11 protein-coding genes are annotated in these 15,260 nt (G+C 70.8%); 6 read left to right on the top strand and 5 right to left on the bottom strand.

Annotated features, from left to right (window positions below; genetic code table 11):
- Positions 1-57 precede the first annotated feature (57 nt).
- Positions 58-1,416, bottom strand: coding sequence for a M14 family metallopeptidase (locus ACWDSL_RS45900; RefSeq protein WP_450494739.1), 1,359 nt, complete (start codon positions 1,414-1,416; stop codon positions 58-60).
- A 183-nt stretch (positions 1,417-1,599) separates the two neighbouring features.
- Here ACWDSL_RS45900 and ACWDSL_RS45895 point away from each other — a divergent pair, with 183 nt between their 5' ends.
- Both ACWDSL_RS45895 and ACWDSL_RS45890 read left to right on the top strand, forming a co-directional pair.
- Positions 1,600-2,451 (top strand): S1 family peptidase, encoded by an 852-nt coding sequence (locus ACWDSL_RS45895; RefSeq protein WP_450494737.1) that lies wholly within the window; start codon positions 1,600-1,602, stop codon positions 2,449-2,451.
- Positions 2,452-2,641: 190 nt separating this feature from the next.
- Positions 2,642-3,946: an alpha/beta hydrolase family protein gene (locus ACWDSL_RS45890; RefSeq protein WP_450494736.1), complete on the top strand. Its 1,305-nt coding sequence runs from the start codon at positions 2,642-2,644 to the stop codon at positions 3,944-3,946.
- A 32-nt stretch (positions 3,947-3,978) separates the two neighbouring features.
- On the opposite strand, the gene ACWDSL_RS45885 is transcribed toward ACWDSL_RS45890, so the two are convergent.
- Positions 3,979-6,567: a hypothetical protein gene (locus tag ACWDSL_RS45885; protein ID WP_450494734.1), complete on the bottom strand. Its 2,589-nt coding sequence runs from the start codon at positions 6,565-6,567 to the stop codon at positions 3,979-3,981.
- 122 nt (positions 6,568-6,689) lie between these two features.
- Positions 6,690-7,703 carry a chitinase gene (locus tag ACWDSL_RS45880; protein WP_450494732.1) on the bottom strand — a complete coding sequence of 338 codons (1,014 nt, stop codon included), beginning with the start codon at positions 7,701-7,703 and terminating at the stop codon, positions 6,690-6,692.
- A 200-nt stretch (positions 7,704-7,903) separates the two neighbouring features.
- On the opposite strand from ACWDSL_RS45880, the gene ACWDSL_RS45875 reads away from it, so the two are divergent.
- Positions 7,904-8,737, top strand: coding sequence for an SDR family oxidoreductase (locus ACWDSL_RS45875; protein ID WP_450494730.1), 834 nt, complete (start codon positions 7,904-7,906; stop codon positions 8,735-8,737).
- 77 nt (positions 8,738-8,814) lie between these two features.
- On the opposite strand, the gene ACWDSL_RS45870 is transcribed toward ACWDSL_RS45875, so the two are convergent.
- Entirely contained in the window at positions 8,815-9,552 is a 738-nt protein-coding gene (locus ACWDSL_RS45870; RefSeq protein WP_450494728.1) for a hypothetical protein, read from the bottom strand.
- Between the two features lie 196 nt (positions 9,553-9,748).
- Positions 9,749-11,494, bottom strand: a complete 1,746-nt coding sequence (locus tag ACWDSL_RS45865; protein WP_450494727.1) for a chitinase — start codon at positions 11,492-11,494, stop codon at positions 9,749-9,751.
- Positions 11,495-11,719: 225 nt separating this feature from the next.
- Between ACWDSL_RS45865 and ACWDSL_RS45860 the strand changes: the two genes are divergently transcribed.
- The 3 genes from ACWDSL_RS45860 (at position 11,720) to ACWDSL_RS45850 (ending at position 15,181) form a co-directional block, all read left to right on the top strand.
- On the top strand, positions 11,720-12,616 hold the full coding sequence (locus ACWDSL_RS45860; RefSeq protein ID WP_450494725.1) for a hypothetical protein: 897 nt from the start codon (positions 11,720-11,722) through the stop codon (positions 12,614-12,616).
- A 26-nt stretch (positions 12,617-12,642) separates the two neighbouring features.
- The gene (cpaB, locus tag ACWDSL_RS45855) at positions 12,643-13,347 is read left to right on the top strand and encodes a Flp pilus assembly protein CpaB (protein WP_450494724.1); all 705 of its coding nucleotides are present in this window, start codon (positions 12,643-12,645) and stop codon (positions 13,345-13,347) included.
- A gap of 61 nt (positions 13,348-13,408) precedes the next feature.
- Positions 13,409-15,181, top strand: coding sequence for an AAA family ATPase (locus tag ACWDSL_RS45850; protein ID WP_450494723.1), 1,773 nt, complete (start codon positions 13,409-13,411; stop codon positions 15,179-15,181).
- The last annotated feature ends 79 nt before the right edge of the window (positions 15,182-15,260 follow it).

Raw genomic sequence — 15,260 nt, 5'->3', positions numbered from 1 at the left:
GTCCCGGCGGGTTTCCCCGCCGGGACGGCGCCTCGCGGCGTGCCCTACGGCCTCGGCTCAGGAGCAGTACTGCGCTTCCTTGCCGATGGACCGGTACATACAGTCCGCGTTCTCCAGGAGCTGGAGGACCGCGTCGCGGTTACGGGAGGTCTCCCGCTCGATCACCTCGTCGGGCGGGTAGAAGCCGCCCGCGCCGCTGGAGCTGGGGTACATCTCGAAGGTGTAGGCGAAGACCTTCTGGGTGCCCCACAGATAGTCGTCGATCGCCCCGTCCGTGATGTAGAGCTCGCTCGACTGCTCGGGGGTGTAGCCGTTGCTCGCGGCCATCTTCTTGCCGACCGCGGCGAACGCGTCGTAGTCGTCCCGCGTCATGCCGGTGGTGGTTTCGTCGTACGTCCAGCCGAACGGCCACAGCACCAGCTCGCTGTAGGTGTGGAAGTCGATGGCGGCCTTGATCTGCTGCTTGCCGCCGACGACGCGGCTGCGCGCGAAGTCCGCGACGACCTTCACCTCGGGGGCCGACTCGGCCTTGGGGCCGCGGTAGGTCTCGGAGCCGGTGGAGCCGGAGGAGCCGCCGCAGCAGCCCCATTTGAAGTCCCAGTTGCGGTTGAGGTCGGTGCCGACGTTGGAGGAGCCGGAGTTGGGCTGACGGTTCTTGCGCCAGCTGCGGTAGGAGCCGGTGGCGATGTCGTACTCGCCGCCGTCCGGGTTGACGTCCGGGACGATCCAGATCTCGCGGCTGTTGACCAGGCCGGTGACCCGGGAGTCGGTGCCGTAGCCCTGGGTGAACTCGCGCACCAGGTAGAGGGCCATCTCGACGGTGAGATGTTCACGGGCGTGCTGGTGGGCGGTGAACAGCACCTCGGGTTCGGACTCGTCCGTGGCCACGTTGTCGCTGATCTTCAGCGCGATGATGTCGCGGCCCTCGTACGACTTGCCGATGACCCGCTTGCTCAGGATGTTCGGGTACTTGGCGACCGCGGCGTTGATCTCGGTGTTGGCCTCGGCGTAGTTGTGGTACTTCGCGTCCGCGGAGGGGAAGTCGAAGGGCTTGGCGGCCCGGCCCTCGGTGCGGGCCTGCGGGGCGGCCAGGGGGGTGAGGTCGTAGCCGCGCGAGCGCAGCTCGCGGGCCTGGGCCGCGTCGGCGGTGACCACGACGGAGCGGGCATCCACCTCGTCGATGGACACGCCGGTGGTCGCGATGGAGGAGCGCTCGGCCGGGGTGGCGGGGCCCGCGATCTCGTACTGCCGCACGCTCTCGTCGGCTGAGGCGTCGGCCGAGGTGCCGGCCGCGGCGGCGGCTGCCCTGGGCGCGGAGCCCGAGCCGTCGGCCTGGGCCGCGACGGGCGCCGCGAGGGCGAGGGTCAGCAAGGCGGTGAGGGCGGTGGCCCTTCTGCCGCGAATGCGAAGTCGCATGAATTCTCCTGGGGGGTGGTCTGAGGCGAGCGACTGCTGCGCCAGTGTTCGGCCATGCGCATGACATGGTCAAGGGTGGGAAATGGTCGAAGCCGAGGGAACATTCGTGCGGCTCCGGATCGAGCCGCCGCGACATGACCGGTCGCGGCGTGGTCCGAAGCCTCGTCATGGGAGGGGAACCACATGCGTAGACCTCTGATCGGCGCGCTGTCCGCGCTGCTGCTCGGCGGCGCGGGCCTCGCGACCGCGGGCGTCACCCCGGCCGCGGCCGCCCCGGACACCTCGAACGCGCCCCGGGCCAAGGCGGTCGACTTCGCCGGGACCGTGGCGCTGAGCAACTGCTCGGGCTCGGTGGTACGGATGCCGAACTCGGCCGACAGCGACCCCGCGTTCGTGATGTCGAACGGCCACTGCCTGGAGTCCGGTATGCCGTCCGCCGGACAGGTGATCGTCGACAAGGCGTCCACCCGGAGCTTCACCCTGCTCAACAGCTCCGGCAGCGGCGTCGCCACGCTCCGCGCCACTAAGATCGCGTACGCGACGATGACCGACACCGATGTGTCGCTGTACCAACTGAGCTCGACGTACGCCCAGATCCAGCAGTCGTACGGCATCAAGGCACTGCAGCTGGCGGACAGCCACCCGGTCCAGGGCACTGGCATCAATGTGGTCTCCGGCTACTGGAAGAAGATCTACTCCTGCAATATCGACGGGTTTGTCTACCGTCTTAAAGAGGATGAATGGACCTGGAAGGATTCGGTCCGCTACACCTCCGCCTGTAACACGATCGGGGGAACCTCGGGCTCGCCGGTTGTCGACTCCGCCTCCGGCAAGGTCGTCGCCATCAACAACACGGGCAACGAGGACGGCGGACGGTGCACCCTCAACAACCCGTGCGAGGTCGACGCCAACGGGGCCGTGACGGTGCGAAAGGGCATCAACTACGCCCAGGAGACGTACGGCATCACCAAGTGCGTCGCCGCGGGCAACAAGATCAATCTGAGCCTGGCGGGGTGTGAGCTGCCCAAGCCGTAGCTCGTACAGCCGTAGGCCCTGTGCGCCCGGACCTCCGGTCCACCGGGATTTCCCCCGGCCGGACCGGGGGCCTGGACGCACCATGAAACCGGGGGATGGCACCAGTGCGCCCCTGGAGCGCTCCGCGCGAGGCTGTGGTCCTCATCGTTGATCGCCATCGTCGATCGCCGACAACAGAGACGGGGACCTCATGCACAACTCGCCACGCCGCACCCGATCGAGGCGCACCCGAACGGGCGTCAGGACCGACACCCGGGCGGCGGCCCTGTGCGCCGCGCTGCTGCTGGCCGGATCCGCCGCCCCGGCCGTCGCCGCCGCCGCCCCTGGCGGCCCGGCGACCGCGGGGGCGACGGCCGACGCGCGTACGGCCGGCCGCGGCGCCCTGCTCTCCGCCGACTTCCTCTACTCGCTGGAGAAGCCCGAGGACGTCACCGCCTGGCTGACCTCCGCCGAGTTCGACGCCGGCACGGTCCGGTACGGCGTCGACGCCTACCGGCTGGTGTACCGCACGGTCGACCCGTACGGCCGGCCCACCACCGCCAGCGGGCTGCTGGTCCTGCCGCGCGGGGGCGAGGGGCGGCTGCGCCCGGTGTCCTTCGCGCATGGCACCGGCAGCCACAAGGACGACTCGCCGTCGAAGCAGACCGGCGGCTTCCTGCCCGCGCCGCCGGTCACCTACGCCTCCGCCGGGTACGCGGGCATCGCCCCCGACTACCTGGGCATGGGCGTCGGCCCCGGACCGCATCCCTGGATGGACGTCCCCTCCGAGACCACCGCGTCCCTGGACATGCTGCGCGCCGCCCGCGCTTTCATGCCCCGTACCGGTCGCACCCTGGACCGGGAGGTGGCGGTCACCGGCTTCTCCCAGGGCGCCTCGGCGGCGATGGGGCTTGCCAGGGCCCTGCAGTCCGGCGAGGACCGCTGGTTCCGGCTGGGCGCGCTGGCCCCGGTCAGCGGGGCGTACGACTTCGGCGGCGCTGAGCTGCCCGCACTGCTCGCGGGCGAGCTCGAGCCGAAGTCGAGCGTGCTGTACGCGGCCTACACCCTGGTCGCCTTCAACCGGCTGCACCATCTGTACGACAGCCCGGCCGAGGTGTTCCAGGCGCCGTACGCCGACACCATCGAGGCGCTGTTCGACGGCGCGCACACCGGCCGGCAGCTCATGGAGGGCACCCCGGACACCGTCGACAAGCTGCTCACCGCCCATGGCCGCGACCTCCTCGCCCACCCGACCGGCCCCATGGCCGACGCCCTGCGCACCACCGACGACGTCTGCGACTGGGCGCCCCGCGTGCCGACGCGCCTCTACATGGCGAGCGGCGACGAGCAGGCGACCGTCGCCAACACCGCGCACTGCCGCACCGCGCTCGCCCGCCACGGCGTGGCCGCGCCGGTCGTCGACCTGGGAGCCGTCGACTACAACGGCTCCCGTCACCTGGGCTCCAACGTCCGGGCCACCGCGGCCGTCGTGCGCTGGCTCGACGGCCTGAGGTAGCCCGACGGATCGGCCGCTGAGTCAGCCGGGCGTCACCACTGGGCCTGGTAGTGGCCTGTGGCGGCGCGCCACACCGCGGAGAGCGCGGCTTTCGACCGGTGGTTGAAATCATGGGCCGGAAGGTCGCCGAGCAGGTCCAGTACGGCGCTGAGGTGCCCACAGTCCGCGGCCTGGTCAATGAGGTCCGCGGTCGGCATCTGGCGTTTGGCGCGCGGCGTCTTGAGCAGCTTGGCGTGCGCTTCGGCGAGGGCCGCGATGTCCTCGTCGGTCGGCGTCGGCGGCAGGGAACGCCGTGGGGCGCCGTCGGCGATCGCCTGGGCACGCTCGTACGCCTCGTCCGGTATGTACCACGAGCCGGAGAGCCATGAGCGGAGCAGATCGGGCCGGCCGAGCTCGGTCAGTGCCTTGATCATGCTCGACGGCCGGTCCATGCCGGGTGGGACGCAGGCATCCAGGAACTCTTCCGCGATGTCGAGCCGGTCGGTGCTCAGCAGACAGAGCAGCCACGGCTCGGTGCGGTAGCTGTTGGGCCGGTTCTCGGCGGACGTCCACAGTGACCGGGCCTCGTCCACGCGCCCGCACTCGGCGAGCGCCCAGATGACCGCGAGACGGTTCTCCCATGGGTTGGTCTCCGGCTCGATGGCATCCCGCGCGCGGGCGAACCACGCGTCGGCGGCGGCCGTGTCGCCCAGGGCGTGGTAGGCGCCGGCCACCGCGGAGGCGACACTCGCGACGTTGTACTTTCCGAGGGCGGCCTCCGCCCTCGGCTCGGCGAAGGCGAAGACGGCCCGCGCCTGTTCGGTCTGTCCCGCGCGGGCCAGGATCATGGCAACCCGAGCCGAGGCCGCGACGCGCTCGGCCGTACCGGGTATCGCGTCGAGCAGCTGCGCGGCGCCTTCGGGCTCCCCGCGCCGCGCCCGGAGCCGGGCCACGTCGCCGAGGTATTCGTTCACCGCGAAGTTCCAGTTGCTGCCGAGCTCGGAGACGGCATCCTTCACCGCCGTGAACAGGTCGTCCATCGTGGCGGTGTTGGGCGGCGGCCATGCCCCGTCCCCCTGGGCCTCGGCGGGTGCCATCCGCTCCACGTACTTCCGGACGAAGTAGCCGAGGCCGTCCTCCCCGAGCCGTTCGGCGGCGGTCCGTACGTCCGGTACGACATCGAGCCCGCCCCACCGCACCGGCCAGCCGAAACGCCGGTCGACCGACCAGGTCAGGACCGCCTCCAGGTCCTCCCTGCGGTCCGGCGGCGCGATGACGACACCCTCCTCGAACGCCGCACACCAGGTGTGGTCGTCCAGGGCGAAGTTGACGTTGCGCTCCTGGAGTACGTAGTCGTCCTCCAGGAGCCGGGGGCCGGGTGGTTCGCGGAGGAAGGTGAAGTCGCCCAACTCCCCTCCGGTGTCGGGCCGGCGGAACGTCACACGGGTCGAGTCCACGGAGACCCGCACTCCGCCCCCGCCGCCCTTCCCCACGGCCGCCTCGGGTCCGTCCTCCTCAGCCGCCCAGCCGACCTGCCTGGTGGCCAGGTCGATGACCAGATCACGCTTGTGCCGGGCGTCATACGCGTACAGCCGGGTGCCGTCCCGCGACCAGCCGACCCCGTCGTCCAGCCACAGCTCGCCGTACTCGTCCCCGAATTCCTCGGGAAGTGTCTCGGGCAGCAGATAAGGGTGCGAGGGGGGTGCGTAGCCGGGCAGCCAGAACAGATGGCCCGCCTCCAGCGGAACGACACAGCCCTTGATCGCACAGGGAGATCCGGTCGAGACGAACGCGTGCCGCCCGTCGGGCGCCAGCGCCCACGTCGGCGGCCGGCTGGCCCCGTCCGTCACCGACGCGCCGGCCAGCGGATAGGTGTTGGTGGTGTGGGTGTCGAACGGGTTGAACACCCCCACCTGGTTGGTGTTGTAGGCGAGCCCGACGCGGGTGCTGTCGGCCGACCACTGGATGGTGTCGCCGTAGTCGGGCCAGCCGACTCCGCCCTCGATGCGCTGGAGTGAGTTGACGCAGCGGCCGCTGGCGACCTCCCAGATCTGCAGCGCCCCACCGCGGTGGTAGTCGTCGCCGACCCAGCTTCCGGTGGCCAGATAGCGTCCGCACGGGCTGAGGGCGGACGATTCGATCTCCGTGGCATGGCCGTACGGATGCTGCAGCCGCGTGTCGCCGAGACCGCGAATCCTGTCGGTCGCGAAGCGGTGCGCCTCGGTGACCCCATGCGTGCGCTCGAACTCCAGCAGCCGGGCCCGGAGCGGCGGCAGGTCCCGCTCGGCCGCGAAGGCGGACCAGTCGGCTTCCGAGAGGACCGTGAGCAGCGCGGCCGGGTCGGCGGCCGACGTCAGCGACGCGTGATCCGCGAAGGTCTCTGCCTCGTCGGCGGCGGACTCATGGCCCGCCGAGGGCTTCGCCGCCCCCCTGAGCACCGCCCCCTTGAGCACCGCCCGCAACGCCTTCGCGTCGTAGATCGGAATGCCGCGTGTGCTCGCCGCTCCGATCTTGCGGCCCGGGACATCATGCGCGACGAAGACCAGATCAGTTCTGTCGGACACCGAACCCGACACCCGCGCGCCCAGCGCCTCCAGTCCGGCCTTCGCCGTGGCGTGCGGCAGCTTGTGGAACCGTCCCATCAGGACAATAGATTTTCCCCGTAGATCCATGGTCATGACCGTAAGGCCGGCCACCGACGACACGGTTCATCCCAACTCCCCGTCCGAGGGGGAACTTCCGGTCCCCCTCGGACGGGCGGGCCCTACGACAGACCGTGGACGTGCGGTCCGACCGCCTTCGACCAGGCGCTGCCGTTCGCCGCGTCCCAGTTGGTCGACCAGGTCATCGCGCCGCGCAGCCCGGGGTACGTCTTCGAGGGCTTGAACGAACCGCAGCCGGAGCCCTTGGTGAGGCAGTCCAGGGCGGCGTTGACGACCCCCGGCTCCACATACCCGGAGCCCGCGCCGCGTGTGGAGGCCGGGACGCCGATGCCGACCTGGGACGGGTCGAGGCCGTTCTCCAACTGGATACAGGCGAGGGCGGTGAGGAAGTCGACGGAGCCCTGGGAGTAGACCTTGCCGTCGCAGCCCAGCATCGAACCGCTGTTGTAGTACTGCATATTGACCACCGTCAGGAAGTCCTTGGTGGCCAGCGCGGTTTTGAAGTACTCGTTCTGCGGCGACTGCATATCGATGGTCTGCGGCGCCATCGTCACCACGACATCGCTCTTCTTGTCGTGGATCGCCTTGAGCGCCTTGGCCATATAGGTGGCGTTGAGGCCGTTCTCGAGGTCGATGTCGACGCCGTCGAAGCCGTACTCGTCCATGAGCTTGGTGACGGAGTCGGCGAAGGCGTTGGCGGACGCGTCGTCGCTGATCGAGACGGTGCCGTTCTGGCCGCCGATGGAGATGATGACGGACTTGCCCGCAGCCTGCTTGGCCTTGATGTCGGCCTTGAACTGGTCGACGCTGTAGCCACCGAGCCCGGCCGAGTCGAGGTTGAAGGTGACCGCGCCGGGCGTGGTGGTGGCGTCGGCGAAGGCGACCGCGATGATGTCGTAGTCGTCCTGGACGTCGGCGAGCTTCTGGACGGTCGCGCCGTTGTTGAAGTTCTGCCAGTAGCCGGTGACCGCGTGCTTGGGGACGGCCGCGGCGCCGACGGGCTCCTCGGCCGCGCCCGCGGTGTTGGCGGCCATCAGCCCGCCGGCGGCGAGGGCCGCCACGGCTATGCCGCCGAGCAGCTTCCGGGGGAACGTACGTGAATGTGCGCGTGCCACGGGTGCCTCCGAGCGTGGGGGGATGTGGGGGGAGTGGTGCGGCTACGCGTTCAGGGGCCCCTGAGGCATGTGATCCACCGTGGTCCAGACCAATGCGTGTGTCAAGTCCCTGACAGAAAGGTCGTGGTTGACCTGAAGTTCGGTTGAGGTTTTAGCGTTCACGCCGGATTGATTGTTGTCTGGCGACAGGAGAATGTGCCGTGATCCTCGTGACAGGAGCCACCGGAAACATAGGAAGTGCCCTGCTGACGGAGTTGCGGGCGACCGGTGCCGGGCCGCTGCGTGGTCTCACCCGGGACGCCGCACGGGCCGGCTTCCCGGCCGGAGTCGAAGCCGTGGAGGGCGACTTCGCGCGGGCCGCCACGCTGAAGCCCGCGCTGGACGGGGTGCGTGCGCTGTTCCTCCCGTCGCGCATGGGCCCCGACGGCGACATCCTCGCCCTCGCCCGGCAGGCCGGGGTGGAGCATGTGGTGCTCGTATCGTCCATCACCGTCCAGACCCATCCCCACCTGGGCCCCGCCGAGGAGAACCTCGCCGTCGAGCGGCTGTTGAAGGACAGCGGGATGGCCTGGACGATCCTGCGGCCCACGCAGTTCGCCTCGAACGCGCTGTGGTGGGCGGAGACGATCCGCGGGCGTGAGCCGGTCCGCCTGCCGTACGCGGACGTCGGGCTCCCCGCCGTCCACCCCGCGGATATCGCGGCGGTGGCCCGGGTGGCGCTGACCGAGCAGGGGCATCACGGGCGGACGTACGCGCTGACCGGGCCGGAGCGGGTCACGGCTCGGCGGCAGATCGAGGCCATCGCGGCGGCCCTGGGGCGGGAGGTGCCGTTCGCCGAGATCGGGCGTGAAGAGGCCCAACGCGACATGGCGGCCTTCCTGGGGGAGGAGGCCGCGAGTGCGGTGCTTGACCTGATGGGCGGGGATGTCAACGATGAACTGCTGACGGTGCGCGACACGGTGGAGCGGGTCACCGGGCGGCCGGGTAGGCCGTTCCGGCAATGGGCCGCGGAGAACGCCGCCGCCTTCCGCTGACGGTGCGGCGCCGTTCGGGGGAGGCCTCTCGGTCCTCCCCCCGAACGCGGCGGCCGGCAGCGGGGATCAATCCGCCACTACTCGGCGTCGTACTCGTCGATGCTGGTGGCGATGCCGTCCTTGATGACGACCGTGGCCATGATGCCGTTCTCGTCCTTGAGCACGGTGTCGAGCTGGTCGGGGGTGCAGGCGGTGTTGGCGTCGCAGATCCGGCCGGCGCCGGTGATCTTGGTGTCGTCGGCGACGAAGAACCCCTGGTTCTGGACCGTGTGCTTGCCGGGGGCGAGGTAGGCGAGCTCACCGGAGAAGGTGCCGGTGACGGACCTGCTCTCCTCGGGGCCCTCGTCGCCGCCGGTCTCGCCGCCGGTGCTGCCGTCCGCGGTGTACTCGGTGATGCTGGTGGCCATGCCGCTCTTGATGACGACCGTGGCCATGATGTCGTCGCCGTTCTTCAGTACGGTGTCGAGCTGGTCGGGGGTGCAGGCGGTGTTGGCGTCGCAGATCCCACCGGCGCCCGTGATCTTGGTGTCGTCGGCGACGTAGAACCCCTGGTTCCCGACGGTGTGCTTACCGGGGGCGAGGTAGCGGAGTTCGCCGGAGAAGGTGCCGTTGACGGGCTTGCCGGCCGGGGCGTCGCCACCGTCCGACGAGCCGCCGTCCGACGAGCCGCCGCCCGGGGCGGACGGGGCGGAGGACGAGCTGTCGGGCCCGGAAGCGTCGGCGTCGGACGGCTGGCAGGCGGTGGCGAACAGGGCCCCGGTCACCAGCAGACCCATGGCGGCGAACTTACGGATGCGGGAGCGGTAGGCACGCATGATGAGAGACCTTCTTCGGCAGTCGAGGGAAGAGACCCGGGGAGGTGTCTCTCCCGGTGTGCTTCTCATCCTGCGGGCCACCGCTGCCGTGCCATTAACGTGCCGCTAACGAAGCGCTGTTGCCCTGGGAGCGCGCTGCCCGGCCCTTCGGGGGAGGGCACGCTCGGCCCTCCCCCGAAGGGGCCTCGGCCGGGGGTTACGGCAGGCCGTGGACCTTCGGTCCGACCGCGTTGGACCAGGCGTTGCCCGCCAGCGCGTCCCAGTTGGTCGACCAGGTCATCGCGCCGCGCAGACCCGGGTAGGTCCTCGCGGGCTTGAACGAGCCGCAGCTCGTGCCCCGGGCCAGGCAGTCCAGGGCGTTGTTCACGACCGCCGGCGCCACGTAGCCGCTGCCCGCGCCGCGCGACGAGGCGGGCAGGCCGAGACCGACCTGGGACGGGGACAGGCCGCCCTCCAGCTGGATGCAGGCCAGGGCGGTGAGGAAGTCGACGGAGCCCTGGGAGTAGACCTTCCCGTCGCAGCCGAGCATGGAGCCGCTGTTGTAGTACTGCATATTGACGACGGTGAGGATGTCCTTGATGTTGAGCGCCGTCTGGAAGTAGGCGTTCGACGTGGATTGCATGTCGATCGTCTGCGGAGCCATGGTGATCACGAGCTTCGACCCCGCCTTCGCCGACAGGGACCGCAGCGCCTGCGTCATATAGGTCGCGTTGAGGCCGTTCTCGAGGTCGATGTCGACGCCGTCGAAGCCGTACTGCTGCATCAGCGAGTAGACGGAGTTGGCGAAGTTGTTCGCGGAGGCGGAGTCGTTGATGGAGACGGTGCCGTTCTGGCCGCCGATGGAGATGATGACGGACTTGCCGGCCGCCTGCTTGGCCTTGATGTCGGCCTTGAACTGGTCGACCGTATAGCCGCCGAGCCCGGCCGAGTCGAGGTTGAAGGTGACCGCGCCGGGAGTGCCGGTCGCGTCGGCGAAGGCGACGGCGATGATGTCGTACTGGCTCTGGACGTCGCTGATCTTCTGGACGGTCGCGCCGTTGTTGAAGTTCTGCCAGTAGCCGGTGACCGCGTGCTTGGGGACGGTGCCGCCTCCGCCGCCGCTGCCGGCCGAGGTGGTGCCGGTGACGGCCGCCGACTTGGGCGACTCGCCCGCCGCATTGGTCGCGGTGACCTGGAACTGGTACGAGGTGGAGGCGGCGAGCCCGGTCACCGTGGCCGAGGTGCCGCTGACCGCCTGCATCTTGGTGCCGTCACGGTAGATGTTGTAGCCGGTCGCGCCGCTGACCGTGGACCAGGACAGGGCGATGGACGAGGAGGTGACCGCGCCGGTCTTCAGACCGGTCGGGGCGGTCGGGACGGGGTCGCCGGGGTCTCCGGGGTCGGAGCCGCCGGGGCCGGTGAGGTTGATGTCGTCGGCGTAGTAGGCGGGCTGTCCGTACCAGCCGTGGGTGTAGACGGTGACCGAGGTGGTGCTCGGGCCGGTCTTGAAGGTGGTGGTCAGCTGCTGCCAGCCGGACGCGGACGGGGTCCAGGTCGATACGTCCGTCGTGCCGGTGCCGCTCGCGCCGAGGTAGACGTAACTGCCCTGCACCCAGGCGCTGAGCGTGTACGAGGAGTCGGGCTTGACGCTCACGGTCTGGGTGCACTGGGCGTTGTCGAGACCGGCCGGGGTCGCCTTGAGCGCCGAAGAGCCGCCGTGCGTGGGGCTGGTGACCGTGGTCCCGGAGGCGGCGGAGCAGGTCCAGCCGCTCAGGCCGGACTCGAAGCCGGAGTTCTGTACGAGGTTGGCGTCCGCCGCGCCGGCGGTGCTGCCGCCGAGGGCGACCAGCGCGCCCGCCCCGAGCACGGCCGCGGCGGCGGCGGAGAGGAAGCGGGTGAGCCTTCGTCGGGGTCTGCCGGGTCTCTCGGGGGGTATCGCAGCACGGTCCACGACTGCCTCCATGGGGGAGAGTTGAGAGGAGGAGCATTGAGGACGGTGGCCACCGCACGACCGTTTCAAAATGGTCCAGACCAATAAGGTTGTCAAGGGGATCGGCATGAGCCCGTAACCCAGGGGAACTGTTCTCTCACGCGGCTTTCGTGGATAAAGTGCTGATGCACCAGGACAGCAGCAACGACCTGCGGCCGCCGCTCTCCCCCGGCGCCGACGTGAGACGGGGTAGCCGACGTGCCCACCGCGATAGCAGTCACCAGCCGTGAGCTGGTGCTTCCGCCGCCCGACGGTCAGACCCCGTCGGCCGTCGTGCTGATGCCGCCCGACGCCGAGCCGCTGGACGACGCGCTGGCCGAGACCGCCGCCCTGCTCGACCAACAGGGCTATCTCATCGTGCTCTACCCCGCGGCCACCCCCGCGCCCGTCGTCCGCCGGCTGCACACCGTACGGTCGGTCCTGGAGAGCGACCGCATCGCGCTGCTGCCCCTGGAACTGCCGCCGCTGGCCGTCGCCGTGGTCGCCCGTCAGCTGCGCCAGCTGTCGGTGTGCGACTTCAGCCCCGGCGTGCTCGCCTGCGCCGCACGCCTGCTGACGCACTACGTCCACGCGGGCGCGCTGCTGGGCTCCGTCGCCAAGCTGGACCGGGTGCCCGTCAGCCTCACCTCGCACGTCAAGTCCTGGGTGCCAGGCGCCCAGTTCGCCGTGCTCGCCCACCCCACCCCGCAGCTGGTCAAGGTCGGCAACGAGGCCGCGCTGCCAGGACCCGGGTACGCCACCCACCTCACCGTCGCGCGCGGCAACCTCAACAGCCAGGGTCACGGCCACGCGGGCGGCGACTGGGTCAACGTCAAGCTCGCCCCCGGATGGGGGGCGCAGGGCGTCCAGGAGGTGCCGCTGCCGCATGAGTCGGCCCAGTGGTGGGGCACCCCCAAGCTGATCGAGTTCGCCGCCGCCATCCCCGATCTCTCCGTCCTCTACCAGCTGGTGTCGTCCGTACGGAGAGAGGAGTGCCACTGGTGCGGCTTCGAACTCATCGGGGACCGCTGTGCGTTCTGTTCCGCCCCGGTGCCGCGCGGCGATGACATCCTTGCCCTGACCCAGACCGAGCGACCCGCTCTGATGAGCCGGTAACGTCCCCGAACGAGGTTTACGCGTCCATGAATTCACGCCAGCGCCGCGGAGTCATTCTGCTGCTCCTGTCGGTCCTGTGCGCCGGCGGCGCGTTCGCCGGAGTGCTGTCCGTCATCCGCGACGTGGAGTCGAAGGTCGGTCCCGAGACCACCGCGTACAAGCTCAAGTCGGACGTTCCGGCCTACGAGGCACTGGACGTCGGCAAGTTCGAGAAGATATCGATGCCCAAGCGCTGGCTGCCGTCCACGGCCGTCACCGATCTGGCCGACGTACGCGGCAAGATCGCCGTCACCCCGCTGCGCAAGGGTTCGCTGCTCCAGGAAGACATGATCGTGGAGCGCCCGGCGCTCAAGCCGGGGCAGCAGGAGATCGCGATCATGATCGACGCGGCGACCGGTGTCGCCGGCAAGATCAACCCCGGCTCGAAGGTCAACATCTACGCGACCTTCGAGGGCCGGAGCCAGCGCGACGACCCGGTCTCCAAGGTCATCGTCGCGGGCGCGGAGGTCATCGATGTCGGCAAGCTCACCGCGCTCGAACCGGACCAGGACGACACCCGGCGCCTCAACAAGGCGGTGCCCATCACCTTCGCGCTGGACACCGGGGACGCCCAGCGCGTGGCGTACGCGGAGTCCTTCGCCACCCACGTACGGCTCGCCCTCGTCGCGCCCGGCGGCGACGACACCGTCTCCTCCCGCGACCGCACCTACACCCTCGACGGCGACAGATGACAAGCGGCACGACGACCCGACCAGCGGCGTGCCGCAGGAACATGAGTGAGGCGGTGCCCCGGTGACGATCAGAATCCTTCCGGGCGTCGGCGACCCCGACGCCGCCCGCGCGCTCAGCGGGCTGCTCGGCCAGCTGCCGGGCGCCGAACCGTCCCCGCCGGTCGGTGACTCGACCCGGCTGCTCGACACCCTCGCCGCGCTGGCCGCCGCCTCCCTGGAGGACCTGCCCGAGGTCGTCCTGGTCCATGAGCGCATCGGCCCGGCTCCCGCGCTCGAACTCATCCGCGAGATAGCGCTGCGCTTCCCGGCCGTGGGCGTGGTGCTGGTGACCGCGGACGCCGGGCCCGCGCTCTACTCCGCCGCCATGGACTCCGGCGCCCGCGGCATCGCCGGGCTGCCGCTCTCGTACGACGAACTGGCCGCCCGCGTCCAGGCCGCCGCCCAGTGGTCCACCGGCGTACGGCGCCACCTCGGGGGCGGCGGCGAGGCGCTGGCCACCGGGCCCGGCGGGAAGCTGGTCGCCGTCGCGGGCGCGAAGGGCGGGGTCGGCACGACGGTCACCGCCGTACAGCTCGCGCTGGCCGCGCAGGCCGCGGGGCGCCGGGTCGCGCTCGTCGACATGGACCTGCAGTCCGGCGATATCGCCTCATACCTCGATGTGCAGTTCCGGCGGTCGATCGCCGACCTGGCCCAGATCAACGACATCACGCCGCGGGTGCTGCAGGAAGCGGTGTTCACCCACCAGACCGGCCTCGGGCTGCTGCTCGCCCCGGGCGAGGGCGAGCGCGGCGAGGAGGTCTCCGACCGCGCGGCCCGCCAGGTCGTCAGCGCGCTGCGCTCGCGCTTCGAGGTGGTGATCGTCGACTGCGGTACGCAGATGACCTCGGCGGGCGCGGCCGTCGTCGAGATCGCCGACCTCGCGCTGCTGGTGACCACCCCGGACGTGGTCGCGGTGCGCGCCGCCAAGCGCATGGTCCGGCTGTGGGACCGGCTCCAGATCCGCAAGGCCGAGGACACGGTCACCATCGTCAACCGCCACACCCGCAGCGCGGAGATCCAGCCGCAGCTGATCGAGCGGGCGACGGGCACCCGGATGGCCCGTACGGTCGTCCCGGCCGGCTTCAAGGAGCTCCAGCCGGCCGTCGACTCGGGCCGGATGCAGGACCTGGACGCCAAGTCGGCCGTCAAACAGGCGCTGTGGGGCCTGGCCGGGGAGCTGGCCCTGGTGGAGCCGCCCGGCGGCGGCGCGGGCCCCGTCGGGGGCGCGCCTCGCGGGGCGCACCCCGGCCCGGCGGACCACCGCACCCTCCCGGGCATGCGGCGGCGCCGTGCCATAGGAGCGGGCGGCGACGCGCCGGCCGCCGGGGGCGTCGTGGGCGCGGCCGACGGCGGTACGGGCACCGGTCCGGAGTCGCTGCGGGAGGTCCCGTCCACCCCCTCCAGGCGCTTCCAGCGCAAGCGGGGCGGCGACCGCGGCCAGGTCGCGGTCGAATTCCTCGGTGTGCTGCCGCTGGTGCTGGTGGTGCTGGCCGTCATCTGGCAGTTCGTGTTGCTCGGCTATACGTACTCCCTGGCCGGTAACTCCGCCGACAAGGCCGCCCGCGCGGGCGCCGCGGTGGGCGGCGACGCGGGCGCCTGCCAGGCGGCGGCGCTGAAGGACCTCCCGAGCGCGTGGCAGGAAAGCGCGGAGATCACCTGCGGCCAGGGCGCGGACGGGATCTGGAAGGCCACGGTGAAGGTCCACGTCCCGGTGCTCTTCCCCGGGGCCGCGGACTTCCCGTGGCCGGTGACGGGGACGGCGGGCGCGGTGGACGAGCAGGCGGAGGGGGCGTGAGGCGATGGCCGGGGGTGGGGTGGTGAGCGAGCGCGGGGCGGCTGCGGCTCGCGCGGGGCGCGCCGCGCGTCCGGAGATC

This window comes from Streptomyces sp. NPDC000941 (assembly GCF_053599555.1).
The sequence above is the reverse complement of the archived record's forward strand: the minus strand, read 5'-3'. Positions and strand labels throughout refer to the sequence as shown.

Bases quoted from the DNA above. Each gene is read 5' to 3' on its own strand.
- ACWDSL_RS45900 (WP_450494739.1), bottom strand. From the start codon at position 1,416: ATGCGACTTCGCATTCGCGGCAGAAGGGCCACCGCCCTCACCGCCTTG.
- ACWDSL_RS45895 (WP_450494737.1), top strand. From the start codon at position 1,600: ATGCGTAGACCTCTGATCGGCGCGCTGTCCGCGCTGCTGCTCGGCGGC.
- ACWDSL_RS45890 (WP_450494736.1), top strand. From the start codon at position 2,642: ATGCACAACTCGCCACGCCGCACCCGATCGAGGCGCACCCGAACGGGC.
- ACWDSL_RS45885 (WP_450494734.1), bottom strand. From the start codon at position 6,567: ATGGGACGGTTCCACAAGCTGCCGCACGCCACGGCGAAGGCCGGACTG.
- ACWDSL_RS45870 (WP_450494728.1), bottom strand. From the start codon at position 9,552: ATGCGTGCCTACCGCTCCCGCATCCGTAAGTTCGCCGCCATGGGTCTG.
- ACWDSL_RS45865 (WP_450494727.1), bottom strand. From the start codon at position 11,494: ATGGAGGCAGTCGTGGACCGTGCTGCGATACCCCCCGAGAGACCCGGC.
- cpaB (WP_450494724.1), top strand. From the start codon at position 12,643: ATGAATTCACGCCAGCGCCGCGGAGTCATTCTGCTGCTCCTGTCGGTC.